General features: G+C 64.8%; 11 protein-coding genes and 1 tRNA gene. 3 read left to right on the top strand and 9 right to left on the bottom strand.

Annotation, left to right across the window (positions count from 1 at the left end; genetic code table 11):
• Window positions 1-124: 124 nt before the first annotated feature.
• Together murA and MKI86_RS09335 are read right to left on the bottom strand one after the other, a co-directional pair.
• Complete coding sequence (murA, locus tag MKI86_RS09340; RefSeq protein WP_241600233.1) at window positions 125-1,417, bottom strand: UDP-N-acetylglucosamine 1-carboxyvinyltransferase; 1,293 nt, start codon at window positions 1,415-1,417, stop codon at window positions 125-127.
• A 168-nt stretch (window positions 1,418-1,585) separates the two neighbouring features.
• A complete protein-coding gene (locus MKI86_RS09335) occupies window positions 1,586-1,786 on the bottom strand; it encodes a hypothetical protein (protein WP_370879931.1) in 201 nt (66 codons plus the stop codon).
• Window positions 1,787-1,934: 148 nt separating this feature from the next.
• Between MKI86_RS09335 and MKI86_RS09330 the strand changes: the two genes are divergently transcribed.
• Window positions 1,935-2,009: transfer RNA gene (locus tag MKI86_RS09330), tRNA-Thr, on the top strand.
• Window positions 2,010-2,068: 59 nt separating this feature from the next.
• On the opposite strand, the gene pbpC is transcribed toward MKI86_RS09330, so the two are convergent.
• Window positions 2,069-4,153 (bottom strand): penicillin-binding protein 1C, encoded by a 2,085-nt coding sequence (pbpC, locus tag MKI86_RS09325; RefSeq protein ID WP_241600222.1) that lies wholly within the window; start codon window positions 4,151-4,153, stop codon window positions 2,069-2,071.
• Window positions 4,154-4,167: 14 nt separating this feature from the next.
• Window positions 4,168-9,618, bottom strand: a complete 5,451-nt coding sequence (locus MKI86_RS09320) for an alpha-2-macroglobulin family protein (protein WP_241600718.1) — start codon at window positions 9,616-9,618, stop codon at window positions 4,168-4,170.
• Window positions 9,619-10,178: 560 nt separating this feature from the next.
• On the opposite strand from MKI86_RS09320, the gene MKI86_RS09315 reads away from it, so the two are divergent.
• Window positions 10,179-11,345 carry a pyridoxal phosphate-dependent aminotransferase gene (locus MKI86_RS09315; protein WP_241600220.1) on the top strand — a complete coding sequence of 389 codons (1,167 nt, stop codon included), beginning with the start codon at window positions 10,179-10,181 and terminating at the stop codon, window positions 11,343-11,345.
• 6 nt (window positions 11,346-11,351) lie between these two features.
• Here MKI86_RS09315 and MKI86_RS09310 read toward each other — a convergent pair whose 3' ends face one another.
• On the bottom strand, window positions 11,352-11,879 hold the full coding sequence (locus MKI86_RS09310) for an AAA family ATPase (protein WP_241600218.1): 528 nt from the start codon (window positions 11,877-11,879) through the stop codon (window positions 11,352-11,354).
• Window positions 11,880-11,983: 104 nt separating this feature from the next.
• Between MKI86_RS09310 and galE the strand changes: the two genes are divergently transcribed.
• Window positions 11,984-12,976, top strand: a complete 993-nt coding sequence (galE, locus tag MKI86_RS09305) for a UDP-glucose 4-epimerase GalE (RefSeq protein ID WP_241600216.1) — start codon at window positions 11,984-11,986, stop codon at window positions 12,974-12,976.
• Between the two features lie 11 nt (window positions 12,977-12,987).
• Here the strand turns inward: galE and MKI86_RS09300 are convergent, their stop codons facing one another.
• The 4 genes from MKI86_RS09300 to MKI86_RS09285 all read right to left on the bottom strand — a co-directional run.
• The gene (locus MKI86_RS09300; RefSeq protein ID WP_241600214.1) at window positions 12,988-13,287 is read right to left on the bottom strand and encodes a chorismate mutase family protein; all 300 of its coding nucleotides are present in this window, start codon (window positions 13,285-13,287) and stop codon (window positions 12,988-12,990) included.
• Between the two features lie 324 nt (window positions 13,288-13,611).
• On the bottom strand, window positions 13,612-14,616 hold the full coding sequence (cydB, locus tag MKI86_RS09295) for a cytochrome d ubiquinol oxidase subunit II (RefSeq protein WP_241600212.1): 1,005 nt from the start codon (window positions 14,614-14,616) through the stop codon (window positions 13,612-13,614).
• Window positions 14,606-16,024, bottom strand: a complete 1,419-nt coding sequence (locus tag MKI86_RS09290; protein ID WP_241600210.1) for a cytochrome ubiquinol oxidase subunit I — start codon at window positions 16,022-16,024, stop codon at window positions 14,606-14,608. The genes cydB and MKI86_RS09290 overlap by 11 nt, the downstream gene beginning before the upstream one ends.
• Before the next feature lie 224 nt (window positions 16,025-16,248).
• On the bottom strand, window positions 16,249-16,512 hold a 264-nt coding region (locus MKI86_RS09285), incomplete at its 5' end, for a hypothetical protein (RefSeq protein ID WP_241600207.1).

The raw sequence follows: 16,512 nt of genomic DNA, 5'->3' as shown, positions 1-16,512 counted from the left end.
CGGCATCTCGTATATTCGACCACGAGATAGGACGGCGTGCGGCCGACTGCAACTGCAAGGGGCGGAGCGTTTGCGAAAACGCCCCGCCCCTTGGCTGCATGTTAACCCTGCCGCGGCCGACCGTTCAGTCGCTGACGCGTTCGACGATGGCGCCGCACCGGGTGAGCTTCTCTTCCAGGCGCTCGAATCCGCGGTCGAGATGGTAGACACGAGAGACCATGGTTTCGCCTTCGGCGGCGAGGCCCGCAATGACGAGCGAAACGGAGGCGCGCAGGTCGGTCGCCATGACCGGCGCACCGCGCAGGCGCTCGACGCCTTCGATCTTGGCGGTCTGGCCGGAAAGCGAAATCTTCGCACCGAGGCGGGCCAGTTCCTGCACATGCATGAAGCGGTTTTCGAAAATCGTCTCGGTGATGTGCGAAATGCCGTTCGACTTGGTCATCAGGCCCATGAACTGGGCCTGCAGGTCCGTGGGGAAGCCCGGGAAGGGATCGGTCACAACGTCGACCGGCTTGATGCCGCCGCCGTTGCGCACAACGCGTATGCCGCTTTCTGTGGACGTGATTTCCGCGCCGGAACGGCGGATCGCTTCAAGAGCCGTTTCGAGCAGGGACGCGTCCGTACCTTCCAGCACCACGTCGCCGCCCGTCATGGCGACGGCCATGGCGTAGGTGCCAGTCTCGATGCGGTCGGGCAGAACACGGTGGCGCGCGCCGGAAAGCTGGTTGACGCCTTCGATGGTGATGGTCGAGGTGCCCGCGCCTGATATCTTCGCGCCCATGGCGTTGAGGCACTTGGCGAGATCCTGCACCTCCGGTTCGCGCGCGGCGTTGCCGACGACCGTCGTGCCCTTGGCGAGCGTCGCTGCCATCATCATGACATGGGTGGCACCGACGGAGACTTTCGGGAAGGTATAACGCGCGCCGATGAGGCCACCCTGCGGCGCGGTCGCCTCGATATAGCCGCCATCGATCTCGAGCTTGGCGCCGAGCGCCGCAAGGGCCTCGATGAAAAGGTCCACCGGGCGCGTACCGATGGCGCAGCCACCGGGCAGCGAAACGCGGGCCTTGCCTTCACGCGCCAGAAGCGGGCCGATCACCCAGAAGGAGGCGCGCATCTTCGAGACCAGCTCGTAGGGTGCCGTCGTGTCGACGATATTGCGCGACGTGAAGGTGACGGTGCGCGAATAGCCCTCGCCCTGGCGCTCGCGGCGCCCGTTGACGGTGATATCGGCGCCGTGGTTGCCGAGAATGCGGATGAGCTGTTCGACATCGGCCAGATGCGGCACGTTTTCCAGCGTCAGCGTGTCGTCGGTGAGGAGCGACGCGATCATCAGCGGCAGCGCTGCATTCTTGGCACCCGAAATCGGGATGATACCCTTGAGTTCGTTGCCGCCTACAATCCTGATACGATCCATGTGCGATTACGGGCCGGGCCCGCCTTTCTCGAAGAATATCGGCGTTCGGAGATGGCGGCCTCTTTAGAGCATCGCAAAAGAAAAATGAAGCCCGCGCCGGTGGCCCGCCTCAGGCGAGCCCCGGTTTGAAAAATCACCCCCGTCGCCTTCTGCTGAAGACAGGCCCGACTAACCGTCCGATTCGTCTTTTTTTGCGGCAGCCGGCGCAGCCGGCAGACCGGTCGTCTCATCGGCCGCCCCCGCACGCCGGGCGCGCGCCTGCTGCTTGCGGCGCTGGAGATTGTCGCGCAGCGTCCTGGCCAGCCGCTCAGCACGAATCTCCGCTTCAGTCCTGATCTTCCTGTCTTTCGTCTCGTCGGTACCGCTCATGCCGTCTCTCATAACGAATTCCCGCAGATGAAAAAAGCGTGGCCGCCAACAGTTTTGTTGCAACAAACGCCATTTCGCCGCTTGCACTGCCGAACCACCTATGGCAATAGGCCCTCGCTCACGCGAAACAGATGTTGCTTCGCCGGATGCTGCTATAGCTCAGGGGTAGAGCACTCCCTTGGTAAGGGAGAGGCCGAGAGTTCAAATCTCTCTAGCAGCACCATTTTTACCCATTTTTTCCAAGATTGACGATTGTTTGCGAGTCGCCGCACGCGAGCGGGTTTACTCGATGAACACCCGAACGCTCGCGGCCCGGCCGGCGGCGTCGATGACGGTGAGCGTCGAGAAGCCTGCGCCTTCGGGCATCCATTGGGTGGTGCGGCGGCGGGCGGCGTCGGGGAGGACCTTGCCGTTGGCGAGCCAGCGGAAAGGTGCGCGGCCGCCCTGGAGCTTCAGAACGAGGGGGGCGATGTCGGCGCCGGTCGTGGCGCCGAGTTCGACATGCGCGCCTTCCGGCGGATAGACAATCTGCGGGGCGGGCTCGCGCGCCACGGTCGCGACGAGGCCGTTTGCCGTCGTGGAGAAGCGACGCAGGCTTGCGGGAAGTTCGGACTGGGCGATGCGCACCGCGCCGGAGGGCGCGCGCGGCAGGGCCGTGATGGCGAGGCCCGAGCGGGAAAAGGCCTCGAAGAGGATTGGCGCTGCTGCGCCATAGCCGGTCAGGCCGGGCACCGCGCCGTTGTCGGCCCGGCCGACCCAGACGCCGAGCACATGGCGGCCGTCATAGCCGACGGACCAAGCGTCGCGGTAACCGTAGCTCGTGCCGGTCTTGTAGGCGATGCCGAGACGGCGGCTGCCGGCGGGCGGTATGACGGCTGAAAGCACATCCGAGACCTGCCAGACGGCGACGGGATCAAGCAGCGGATCGCCGTTGATCACCGCCGCATCGCCGGTGATGCCATCACCGAGCTGCACGGGCATGCCGCGGTTGGCGAGCGCCGCGTAAAGCTGCGTGAGATCGCGCAGCGTGATGCCGAGACCGCCCAGGCCGATGGCAAGGCCCGGCGTCTCGCCCGGCGGCAGCGCCGGCCGCACCTCGGCGCGCCGGAAACGCACCATCATGCGCGTCGGACCGACGGCCTCGAGCAAGCGAACCGCAGGCACATTGAGCGACATCTGCAGCGCCTTGCGCACGCTGACATCGCCCTGATAGGTCATGTCGAAATTGCGCGGGCGATAGCCGGAAAAATCGGAGGGGCGGTCCTCGACGATGGTTTCCTGCGCGACGAGCCCCTCTTCGAAGGCAAGGCCGTAGATGAAGGGCTTGAGTGCCGAGCCCGGCGAGCGGCGGATGCGCGTCATGTCGATCCAGCCGGCGCGGCTGCCATCGAAATAATCCGCGGAACCGACCTCGCCGAGGATCTCGCCGGTGCGGGCATCCGCCATGATCATGGCGATGGAGACTTTCGGCCCCAGACGCTCGGCAGCCTCGTGCGCGACGGTCTCCAGGCCATCCTGCACGGTGCGATCGAGGGTCGTGCGGTGTTCCGTCTCCTTCGGGTCCTTGCGCAGCGCAAGCTCCGACAGGTGCGCGGCGAAGGCGGGAAGCTGGCGGCGTCGGTCCGGCACGGCCTCGCCGCCTGCGCGCTCCGCCTCGCCCTCGCCGATCACCTCGGACACCGCCATGCGGTCCAGCACGCGGGCGCGTGCCGCTTCGGCCACGGCGCGATGCCGGTCCGGTCGGCGCTTTTCCGGCAATTGCGGCAGGGCGACGAGCAGCGCGGCCTCGGCGACGGACAGGCGCTTCGGTTCCTTGCCGAACCAGGCGAGGCTTGCCGCGCGCACGCCCTCCAGATTGCCGCCATAGGGCGCGAGCGTCAGGTAGAGATCGAGGATCTCGGCCTTGGACAGGCGCCGTTCGAGCTGGATAGCGCGCGCCATCTGGCGCAGTTTGGCGAGAAGCGAGCGGTTTTCGCGCGGCTCGATCAGGCGCGCGACCTGCATGGAAAGCGTAGAGGCGCCCGAGACGATGCGGCCATTGCTGAGAAACTGCCCGGCCGCGCGCAGCAGGGCCAGCGGATCGACGCCTGAATGCGCGCCGAACCGCCTGTCTTCATAGGCGACGAGCATGCGCAGGAACTGCGGATCGACATCGGCGGCCGTAGTCTTAAGCCGCCAATGACCCTCGGGCGTGGCGAAGGCGCGCAACAGCCGGCCGTCCCTGTCGAGCACCTCCTTCGACACGATGCCGGCGACATCGACCGGTGGCGGATAGGCACGATCCAAATGGTCGAGCCCTGCGGCGAGAGCGGCGATTGCCGCCGCCCCGCCGAGGGAGCCGATCAGGAGCTTGCGCCAGAGCGCCATCGGTCCGCCCTCTCCTACTCGGCCTTGACGACCTGCATGCGGCCGGTCGCGGTACGGGCGGAGTATTGCGGACGATACATGTCCTCCACCTGTGCGGCCGGCAGATCATAGGTGCCGGGCGTGACGGCGCGCACGACATAGGCGACCGTCACATCACGGTTGTTGCCCTCGCTGCGGTTGAAGGCCGCGACGAAGCGGTCGTAGCGGAACTCCGTATGCGCCGTCTCGGTCTCGCCGAGCCAGTCGAAATTGGCAAGCTTCGCGCTATCGACCAGGCTCGGATTGTCGATCTCGAAACCGGCTGGCAGCAGGTCTGTGATGATGATACGCGAAGCCCAGTCATTATGCTCCGTCACCTTCAGCACGACGACGTAGCGCTCGTTCTGCTGGGCTTCCGTGATGTTGGCCTCCTCGCCGTCGAGCGTGTAGTAGGTGCGCTCGATGGCGAAGCCGTCGCCGCCTGCCGGCAGCGGATCGGCAGGGGCCGCCACCGTCGTCAGCATGGCCGAGACCGGCTCGCCGGTGCGGTTGGCGATGGTCAGCGGATTTTCCAGCAGGGACTTGCCCGCCATCTGTGCGGCATAGCCGCCCGCGTGTTCGGCGCCGTTGATTTCGAGCTTGAGGTTCTTGTCGGCGTCCTTCACGGAGCGCGCGGCGAGCAGCATCCAGGTCTGCTCCTGCGTGCTGGTCCAGCGCTTGTTTTCCCACTGCGTGCCGACCTGCTTGACCAGCTCGGGAATGATCGTCGGCACCGGCCGGGCTTCGGCGGCCAGCGCCAGGATTGCCGCGCCGTCACGCAGCGACGAACCGTAGTCGCTGCGCGAGAGGCTGGCATTCATGATGCTGTCGCGAGACAGGCCAAGCGCGTTGGAGAAGAGCGCCATGGACCGCTGCGCATCGCCGTAAAGGCCGAGCGCACCGGCGAGCTGTGCGCGGGCGAGCGGCGAGGTGAACTCCGACAGCTTTGTATCGGCGTAGTAGCGCAGGTCGCTGATCGCGGCCTTGCGGTTGCGGGCGAGCACATAGAGCGCATAGGCGATCTCGCTGCCCTGGTTGGAGACATTGACGTCATAGGACAGCGCGTTCTGCAGGTTGGAGAGCGCCTGCAGCATGGCCTGTTCCGGCACGTCGAACTTCTGTTCGCGGGCCCGCGTCAGGAAGTCGGTGACGAAGGCATCGAGCCACAGGTCGCCATAGCCCGGCGACCACAGGCCGAAGCTGCCCGAGGAGGACTGGTTGGCGAGCACGCGGTAGATCGCTTCCTGCACGCGCTTCTGCGTTTCCGTATCCTCCGGCAGGCCGGACTGCTTGGACAGCTCGCTCAGGTAGAGCAGCGGCAGCGCGCGGCTCGTCGTCTGCTCCGTGCAGCCATAGGGGTAGCGATCGAGCGACATCAGCAGCGCGGGAATGTCGAAGGCCGCGGCCCGCGACACGCTGAGGCTTACCGAAGCGCCGCCGAGCTGGCTGTCGGCCAGCAGCTGGTCGTCGATGGTCAGGCTGCCATTGGCGGCGATCTCGATCGGCCGGCGCGTGGTGATCGGCATGGCCGCCGGACGCACGGGCACGTTCAGCGCCTGCTCGAGCGACAGGCCGTTGCCGTCGGTGAGCGTAACCGTGACGAGGCCATCGCCGATCTCGCCGCCGACAAGCGGCAGGGTGAGCGCGGTCTTGGCGCCGGGTTGCAGCGACAGCGTCTGGCCCGCACCGGTCTGCTCGACCATCACCGAGGCATTGTGCGTGATCGCGACCCTGTAGTCTCCGGCGGGCGCGTCGGTGTTGACGATGTCGAGCCTGAGGTCGGAACGGTCTCCGGGTGCGAGGAACTTCGGCAGGCTTGCCGTCACCACGATCGGATCACGGATGACGACGTCCTTGGACGCGCTGCCGACACCGGTCTTCGTCCAGGCCACGGCCATGATGCGGGCCGTGCCGTTGAACTGCGGAATGTCGAAGCTGACCTTCACGTTGCCGTCCGCATCGAGCTTTACGGGGCCTGCGAAGAAGGCCACGAGCTTTTCCGTCGGCGGGTTGCCCTGAAGGGCACCCTCGCCGCCGTCGCCGCCGGTGCGCAGGCGGCCGGTAGCTCCGAGCGAACCATCGATGAGGCGGCCGTAGAGGTCGCGGATTTCCATGCCGAGGCGGCGCTGGCCGAAATACCAGCCGGCCGGATCGGGCGCTTCGTAGCGCGTGAGGTTGAGAATGCCGACATCGACGGCTGCGACCGTGACATAGGCCTCTTCATCCGCGCCCGCACCTGCAACCTTCAGCGAAATGTCGAGCGGCTGGCGCGGCAGCGTCTTTTCCGGCACGTCGAGCGAGACGTCGAGCTTGCGATCCGCCGGATCGACCTTCAGCCAGGTGATGCCGATGGCGCGCATGGGCATGCGGCTTTCCTGGTCGGAGCCCGGACGGAAGAGCGTCGCGGTGATGTAGGAGCCGGGCCCCCACGCCTCGGTGACGGGGATTTCGACCTCGCCCCCCTCGGCGCCGATTTCGGCGGTCTGGGTGGCGATCAGGCTTTCGGCACCGACCGTGATGAGAAGCTGGCCGGCATGACGAGGCGAGACTTTCAGCTTGGCCGTATCGCCGACCGCATAATTTTCCTTGTCGAGCGAGATCTCCAGCGCGTCGGGCGTTTCCGTCGACGTGGCGGCGACATACCAGCCGGCATCGAACTCGACGCTCGTCGCCGGGCCATCCGGCTCGGGGCTTTCGACCTCAAGGCGATAACGGCCCCATGTGACGGGTACGGAAATCTTGCCGCCATCGGCCGCGACATCCAGCGTTCCGTTGGCGATCTGCTTCGTCGAGAGAACAGGCTCGTAGCGCCACGAGCTGCCGTCACGATACCACTGGTAATTCCGTTCGACGGACAGCAGCTTCCAGGGCAGGCCCTGCATCGCTTCGCGCGCACCATCGGGTGTCACCGCCACGACGTTGAAGTTCGCGACGCTGTTTTCCGAAAGCTCACCCTGGAATTCCGGCTTCACGCCGATCATCGGGCCCGTCGCCTTGACCGGCAGGGGGAGGCTGCGCTCGACGGCGCGGCCGCCGGCTTCGTTCATGCGCAGCGTCACGAGTGCTTCAAGGCGCTGGGTGGTCGAGGGCAGGTCGTTGACCAGCACGTCGAACGTCGTCTTGCCCGCCTCATCGAGCAAACCGAGACCCTCCAGCGGAATGCGGCTTTCCTCGATCGCCTCTTCGTCTGCGAGACCGAAGACGTAGCCGGGATAGGCCGGGTCCTGGCGAGTCGGCTTCAGCGCGACGTCGCCCTCGATTTCCAGGCCCGCGCCGGGCGCGCCATAGAGATAGCGGCCTTCGACGGATACGGGCGCGGCAACACCGGTCTCGATATCCTTGGCCTCGCTCGTCATGTCGAATTCGATGCGGTCAGGCACGAAGTCGTCGACGAGGAACTGCTTTTCGGCGATGGCCGTGCCCTTCGGGTCGGTGAAGACCTGCATGGTCCAGGTGCCGCGCATGCTGTTGGGCTGGAGCGACAGATCGATGGCATGGCCACCCAGCGCCGCACCGTCGGATACCATGCGGCGGTCTTCCACGCCATCCGGGCGGTTGAAGACGAAGGTCAACGGCAGCTTCTCGACGGCATTCGCCTCGATGTCGCGGGCAAGCGCCGAGGCATGAACCGTCTCGCCGGCGCGGTAGATGCCGCGCTCGGTCCAGGCCAGCACGTCGATGGCGCCCGGGGCGGGGCGGCCGGTGACGCCGCGGTCGGACAGGTCGAAGCCGGCGCGCGTCATATCGAGGAAGACGAAGTCGTCTTCGCCCTTCCTGGCGAGAATGACGGCCGGCGTGTTGGCCGCCGTGCCGCGCATCAGGCCGGCGGTGAAGGTGGCACGACCGTCGCTGTCCGTCGTTGCGGTCCCGAGGATCTCGTTGTTCTTGGCGATCAGTTGCAGTTCGACGCCTTCCAGCGGGCCTGCACTATCGAGCGAGCGGGCGAAGACGTTGAGGCCATCGGTGCCGGCATAGGTCGTCAGGCCGACATCGGAAACGACGAACCATTGCGTCGCCTTGGCATCCCATTCATTGCTGCGGCCGTTGGAGGCCGCGGCGGTCAGCACGTAGACGCCGGGCTTGCGCTCAGGCAGCGCCTCGTCGACCGGGAAGCTTGTGACGACGTCCTTGTTGAGCTCCGGCGAGATCTCGATCTTGCCCTGCCAGACGAGTTCGCCGCTCTGGCTCTCGATATTACTCGCGGAATAGCCGTCGAGCTGGGTGAGGAAGCGGCTTTCGGCGAGCAGGCCGGCAATGGCACGGTCACCGACGCGGTAAAGCTTCAGATCGGCGCTGTCGGTGTTGACCGAAACGATCGGAATGCCGCGGCGCACGCTGCCCGGCAGCACGAAGCCGTCGCCGGTAAAGCGTACCGTGGCGGCGCGGTCCTGCACGTAGATGTCGAGATCGACGGCCGCGGCGAGCGGCTCGTCTACGGCGGACGGCAGGCCCGGGCGGAACGCGATCTTGTAGCGCTGGCCATGCGTAAGGCCCTCGATGCAGATCTGCCGGTCCTTGGCTTCGACGGCCTTGGGTGCCGCACCGTCGAGCGTGACGAAGGAGGCATAGTCCGCCCCGGACTTGACCAGCGGTTCGGAGAACTCGACGCAAGCGCGCGGCGTCGCGCTGTCTGAATCGATCGTGTGGTTGACCACGCGGAAGCCCTGGCGGGCGCGCAGCCCGAGATAGGCCGAGCGGATCGCCACATCGTCCTTCAGATCAAGGCTTGCCTTGTAGGCGTTGATGCCGGCGCGGTAGCTGCCGGACTTGTCGAGCGTGTCGGCGAGTACGGCCAGCGCGCGGGCGCGCGTCTCGGTCGTGCGCGACAGCTGGTAGGCATTGATGGCTGCCAGCGCGCCCTGCCCTGCGAGGTAGCTGTTATTGTTGGCGCGGCCCATGGATTCGGCAGTTTCGATCCACAGGAAGAAATCATCGCGCGCGAGCGACAGTGCGCCCTTGTAGGCGGCGAGCGCTTCGTCGAAACGGCTCGACGCGGTCTCGATGCGGCCGAGCGAAGCCAGACTTTCGGCACCCTGCCCTTCCTGCCCGCTTGCGAGCGTGAGATTGTCGCGGAACGCGCGGGCATCGGCCGCCATATATTCGCTGATGAACGAAAGCACCGGCGGCGCGCCGATATCGGCGGCATCGTCGGCCTTGACGATCTTGCCGGCAATGGCGCCCTGGAAATGGTTGAGCTGGTTGAAGTCGCTCTTCAGGAAGCACCACTTCACCTTGGGATTGTAGGTGAAGGCGCGGCAGGACAGGTCGTCGATGCAATCCGTCTTGCACTGGTCCAGCGTCACATCCTGCACGGTGCGCAGGTCGAAGCCGAAATAATCGCTGTTTTCCGTCGTGACGACGGTGCGTGTTTCCGCAGCATGGGCCGGGATCGATGGAGATGCTACGGCGGAGAGAAGAAGTGCCGAGAAACCGAAGATTGCGCGCATAGACATCAAGTCCTCCTACCGCTGCCCGTCTCGCTGCCGCCACTGTCGGGAGCGCACCCCGGCTTGTCAATCGAAAGACGACGACATCAGGAGGATCACCCACAGCAGGCGCTGAAACCACGAAGAAGACGTTTGGGACATGCACTTCAATCGCTAGGAAAGCGAATTTTTTCACGCTCTGGAATTTTAACCTTTTGTTAACCATATGAGCACAGACTTCATATCACCGACGGATCACGTCCTGTCATACCGCTGTTACAGCGCGCCGATAGAACTGCCGTCAGACACGAAAGTCGTGTTTCGCAACGCGGTGACCACGGATGTACTGGCACTGCGCGAAACACTTCCCCGGCCCGGCCGGGATGAGGAAGCGAGGGGCCACCCTCGCTTTTTTCATTTCTGGGACGATAGCGGATGGCCCCACCACGCGCGGCCGTCCCATCACCGAATTCGATGCATGTGTCAAAGAAACGCGCGTGAATGGTCCTGCAAAACCGGTTAGAGCTTGGTGACTTTGCCCCACCGGGCAGCGTCCAACCGCGATTTCCGGAGAGATTTGCATGACCATCGCCGAAAGCCTCAGCCCCCGTTCGCTGCGTGCGCCGGAAAGCGGCATCGTCGAAGTTGTAAACTATGCGCGCGAACGCGAGGGGCTGATCCCGCTCTGGGTGGGGGAAGGCGACCTGCCGACGCCGGAGTTCATCGCCCGCGCAGCCTCCGATGCCCTGATGCGTGGCGAGACCTTCTACACCTGGCAGCGCGGCATCCCCGAACTGCGGGCAGCCCTGTCGCGCTATTATGCAAGGCGTTTCGGCATATCGCTCCCGGCTGAGCATTTCTATGTCGTCGGCTCCGGCATGCAGGCCATCAAGCTTGCCATCGAGGCGATGGTCTCTCCTGGTGATGACATGGTCTATCTCACACCAGCCTGGCCGAACTTCGCGGCGGCGGCCGAACTTTCCGGCGCCAATCCCATCGCGGTGCCGCTCGATTTCGTAAACGGCCGCTGGCAGATCGATCTCGCCCGCGTGGAGGCCGCTATCACACCGAAGACCCGCGCGCTCTTCATCAACACGCCGTCCAACCCGACGGGCTGGACCGCAACGCGCGAGGATCTTTCGGACCTTCTTGCGATGGCCCGCCGCCATGGCCTGTGGATCATGGCCGACGAGATCTATGCGCTCTACCACTATGCCGGGGGTCGCGCGCCGTCCTTCCTCGACGTGATGGAAGAAGGCGACCGCGTCATCTTCGTCAACTCCTTCTCGAAGAACTGGTCGATGACCGGCTGGCGCGTCGGCTGGATCGTCGCGCCGCCGGAAATGGGCCAGGTCATCGAGAACCTCGTCCAGTATTCCACGTCGGGCGTGCCGCAGTTCCTGCAGCAAGGCGCCATTACCGCGCTCGACGAGGGCGATGCCTTCGTGCAGGCCAATATCGACAAGGCGGCGAAGAACCGAGACGTCTTCTGCGACGCGCTGATCGCGACCAACCGGGTGGAAACGCTGAAACCCGACGGCGCGCTCTATGCGTTCCTGAAAATCGACGGCGTGACGGATTCGCGGCTCGCTGCCCTCGACATTGTCGACCGCACCAATGTCGGCCTCGCCCCGGGCACCGCCTTCGGACCGGGTGGCGAATTATTCATGCGTGCCTGCTTCCTGCGCGACCCCAAAGACATCCTGGAAGCAGCCGACCGGCTGGCACGTTACATCGCAGCCCGCTGACGGCTCTCACAGCCGGGAAAGCATGAAATCCGCCCGCGCCTCCACCGAAACCTTCGGCAGCACGACCGTCTCGTATCCGAGGCGCGGATAGGCCTGCACCAGCCGCTCATATTCTTCCAGCGCGGCTTCGAAACCGTGCCGGCGTTCCGCGTCTCCGGCATAGATTTCCGGCCATGGCGGCGTGAGGAACACCTGGCGATGGTAGCGATGTGCGGCGGCCAGCGTGTCCAGAGCCGCCTCGCCGCCATGGGCCTCCAACGCGCAGGCCGCATCGATCAGCCCGCGGTCGAAGAAAACGAGGCCGGGCTGCTCGCGCATCCGGGCTCGATCCGCCAGCGCGAGATTCACGGCGCGGCGGGCAAAGGCGGCCATGTCGATCCACGGCAGGGCGCTGCCGCCCGCCGCCAGTTCCGCCTGCACGATCCGGCGGCCGGGTTCCTCGACCGTGGCATGGCCGCGCCGGCGCAACTCGTCGAGCAGGGTCGATTTTCCACCGCCGGAGCAGCCGGACAGCACGATGAAGCGATCGGACATGCGATTTCCCTCCCGTTGGAGCGCCGGCCCTGCGCAATAAGCGGTTGCGTCTTGCGGGCAGGCGGAGTGATATGCCTGAAATTCAGGCGATTCGGAGATTTTCCATGGCGGTTCTTGTCACAGGGGGCGCGGGCTATATCGGCAGCCACATGGTCTGGGCACTGGTGGATGCAGGCGAAGACGTCGTGGTGCTGGATCGCCTGTCCACGGGCTTCCGCTGGGCGGTGGCGCCTGAGGCGAGGTTCTACGAGGGCGATATCGCCGATGCTGCACTGCTTACCACAATCTTCGCCGAAAACAGCATCGATGCCATCATCCATTTCGCCGGATCGATCATTGTGCCGGAATCGGTCGCCGATCCGCTCTCCTATTATGAAAACAACACCGTCAAATCACGGGCACTGATCGCCGCCGCCGTGGCGGCAAAGGTGCCCTATTTCGTCTTTTCGTCCACGGCCGCCGTTTACGGCACGCCCGACGGCACCGAACCCGTGCTGGAAAGCGCGGCCCTGCGCCCGGAATCTCCCTACGGCTCCTCCAAGCTGATGACGGAGATCATGCTGCGCGACACCGCCGCCGCCCATGACTTCACCTATACGGCGCTGCGCTACTTCAACGTGGCCGGTGCCGATCCGCGCGGCCGCACCGGCCAGTCGACGGCGGGCGCGACGCACCTCATCAAGGTGGCGAGCGAAGCCGCGCTCGGCAAGCGCAATGGCATGGATGTCTATGGCACCGACTACCCGACCCCCGACGGCACCTGCATCCGCGACTATATCCACGTCTCCGATCTTGCCAATGCGCATCTGAAGGCCCTGCAGCGCATGCGCGCCGGCGGCGGCTCGATCGTCGCCAATTGCGGCTATGGGCGCGGCTTCTCCGTGCTGGAAGTGCTGGAGCAGGTGAAGGCCGTCTCAGGCAAGGACTTTCCGGTGCGCATCGCGGGCCGCCGGCCCGGCGATGCAGTGCTGATCGTCGCCAATCCCTCAGTCGCGATGAAGGAGCTCGGCTGGACGCCGCAATATGACGACCTTCCCTTTATCGTCCGCACCGCGCTCGATTGGGAAGATCATCTGGGCAAGCGCAACCAGCGCTGACCCGCCACGCTTCAGCCCTCGCCGAGCTGCGTCTTCTCATAGGCGATGGCATGTTCGATGAGCTGCGCCCAGATTTCCTCGTAGAAATCACCGTCAAGACCATAGGCCTGCGCATTGCGGTTGGCGTTGTCACGCACTTCCTTGACGCGCGCGGGAACGTCGGCGGGAATGCCGAGGCCCGCCTTGATCTCGGCGGCGCGGCGGATGAAGCTCCAGCGTTCCTCGAAAAGCGCCATCAGGGCGTTGTCGACCCGGTCGATGTTTTCCCGGATTTCCGCCATCGTCGTGCAGTCTGCCGCAGTCTTCGCCATTCCGGTCTCCTTCATGAGCACCCGGATAGCAGAGGAATGTTTGGGGGGAAAGGCGTCTGTCGGTGACGGGACACAAGGCCACATGCAGGCCCGGGGCTTAAGCGGAAGGAGGGTGCGGTCCTGTCTTCTGCTAGCGGGCCTGCATGCTGGCCGACGCGGAACCTAAAGCGGCAAGCTGGCGTCAGGCTGGATCGATTGACGTTACGTGAAGTCAGGTTCCGATCGCCAGCTTGATCATGAAACCGACGGCCGTGACCGCGAGAACCCCCGCCATCCACAGCGCCACAAACCACAGCAGTTTCCGGCCGAGCGAGTTTTCCACCATCAGTGATATCCCTCTTCCGGGTCGACCTTTCCACGGAACACCCAGTAGGCATAGACCGTGTAGCAGAGGATCATCGGCACGAGCACCAGCGCACCGACGATGAGGAAGGCGAGGCTTTCATGCGGGGCCGCCGCTTCCCAGATCGTCAGCGACGCCGGCACGATATAGGGATAGAAGCTGATGCCGATACCGGCAAAGCCGAGCACAAAGAGGCCGAGTGCCGCCACGAACGGCCAGGCATCGTGACGGGTCTTTAGCCCGTAGACGAGGAGCGCGAAGCATCCCAGCACGAGGGCCGGTACAAGCACGCTGAAAATGACCGTGGGCCAGCCGAACCACCGCTCGAAGTAGAGCGGCTCCGTAAACGGCGTCCAGAGGCTGAAGATGCCCATGGCGGCGAGCGTGCCGATGCCCGCGCGCATCGCATAATGACGGGCGCGCGCGGCAAGATCGCCGCTTGTCTTCATCACCAGCCAGGTTGCGCCGAGCAGCGCGTAACCGACAAGCAGCGCCAAGCCCGTCGCGATGGAGAACGGCGTGAGCCAGTCCCACCAGCCGCCGGCATAGGCGCGGTTTTCCACCGCGATACCTTGCACCAGCGCCCCGAGCGCAACCCCTTGCGTAAAGGACGCCACCATCGAGCCGCCGGCAAAGGCGAAGTCCCAGAGGAATTCACCGCGCCGCGTGCGCCAGCGGTATTCGAATGCGACACCCCTGAATATCAGGCCGAGCAGCATGAGGATGAGCGGCATGTAGAGCGCCGGCAGGATGGTGGCATAGGCCAGCGGGAACACGGCCATCAGCCCGCCCCCGCCCAGGACGAGCCACGTCTCGTTGCCGTCCCAGACAGGCGCGACCGAATTCATCATGACATCGCGGTCATGCTTTTCCTTGAAGAAGGGAAACAGAATGCCGACACCGAGATCGAAGCCGTCGAGGATGACATAGGCAAGCACCGCGAAGGCGATGATCGCTGCCCAGAGGAAGGGAAGGTCAAGCGCCATGGTGCTGGCTCCCGGGTTTGGTGGCTATGGCTGGAGCAGGCGTGATGCCGGCGGAGCGTATCGGTCCCTCGCCGAGGTCCGGCATCGGATCACGCGGCAGGCGGCCCATCAGCCGCAGGATATAGAAGGTACCGGCACCGAAGATCAGGAAATAGACCACGATGAAGGCGATCAGCGATGTCGCCACCGCTGGCGCGGCGATGGGCGCTACCGACTGTGACGTCAGCAGATGGCCATAGACGGTATAGGGCTGCCGGCCGACCTCGGTCGTCACCCAGCCGGCGAGCACGGCGACGAAGCCGGCAGGTCCCATCACAACGGCGGCGCGGTGCAGCCAGCGGTTCTCGCCGAGCGTGCCGCGCCAGCGACACCATAGCGACCAGAGGCCAAGGCCCAGCATGGCAAAGCCGATCCCCACCATGACGCGGAAGGCCCAGAAAACAATGCCGACAGGCGGGTGGAGTTCGCGCGGCACGGTATCGAGGCCGGCAAGCGGCGCGTTCAGATCGTGCTTGAGAATGAGGCTCGACAGTTTGGGGATTTCGACGGCGTAGTCCACCCGCTGCTCGGCGGAGTTTGGAATGCCGAACAGTATGAGCGGCGCGCCATCCGGGTGGCTCTGGTAATGCCCTTCCATCGCCATGACCTTGGCCGGCTGGTGCTCGAGTGTGTTGAGACCGTGCATGTCACCGGCAAAGATCTGGATCGGCGCGACGATCGCCGCCATCCACATGGCCATGGAGAACATCTTGCGCGCCCGTTTGGGCGCATCGCCGCGCAGAAGGTGAAAGGCGCCGACGCCACCGACCACGAAGGCCGTCGTCAGGTAGGCGGCCAGCACCATGTGCACCAGCCTGTAGGGGAAGGAGGGATTGAAGATCACCGCCCACCAGTCGATGGGCACGAACTGACCTGCCTCGTTGATGGAGAAGCCGGCGGGCGTCTGCATCCAGGAATTGGCCGCGAGAATCCATGTCGCCGAAATCAGCGTGCCGACGGCGACCATGAGCGTCGCGAAGAAATGCAGCTTAGGGCCCACCCTGTTGAGGCCGAACAGCATGATGCCGAGGAAGCCCGCCTCCAGAAAGAAGGCCGTCAGCACCTCATAGCCCATCAGGGGTCCGATGACAGGGCCGGCCTTGTCGGAGAAGACGCTCCAGTTCGTGCCGAACTGATAGGACATGACGATGCCGGACACGACGCCCATGCCGAAAGCGAGCGCAAAGATCGTCTTCCAGAAATTGAAGAGCGTGAAATAGACCTCGTTCTTCGTCCAGAGCCACAGCCCTTCGAGCACAGCCAGATAGCTCGCAAGCCCGATGGAAAACGCCGGGAAGATGATGTGGAAGGACACCGTGAAGGCAAACTGAAAGCGTGCAAGCAGCGTTGCGTCCAGGGATTCGAACATCGGCCCGGCCTTTCTGAAGACGTCGCAACGCGTCGGCGCTGCATCTCCCCAACCATGTTCCCCTGGCTGGCAAAGGTCAATTCCGCCAGCCCGCCCGCATTGCCGCACCGCGACAATCACGCGCGTGCGGCATTTCGCACCGCGACAAATCCTTGCTTCAAACGAGCGAAGCTCCCGGTGTTTCAACCAGGAGCTTCGAGAATTACCGGCAATTTGCCGCAGTCTTAGTTGTCGTTCAGGTTGCCGGCAGGGCGGTAGTCGCCGCGGTCGTAGGGCTGCTTGATCGAAGACGACTGGCCGGAAACGACATGCTTGTTGCCGATGCTGTTCGTGCGGACCGTGTCGACGTTCTGGCTCTTCACGGCATCCGGCGAACCGCCGACGTAGTAGTCGCCGCTGGCGAAGGCAGCAGAGGCGCCGCCGAAGACGGAAGCTGCGATGAGGGCAGCGGCGAAAGTGGTGTTCAGGGTCTTGGTCATGGTCTTTGT

Origin of the sequence: Shinella sedimenti (assembly GCF_022601905.1) — a bacterium.
In the GTDB taxonomy this organism is placed as follows: domain Bacteria; phylum Pseudomonadota; class Alphaproteobacteria; order Rhizobiales; family Rhizobiaceae; genus Shinella; species Shinella sedimenti.
Note: the sequence above shows the minus strand (reverse complement) of the source record. Positions and strands in the feature narration are given on the sequence as shown.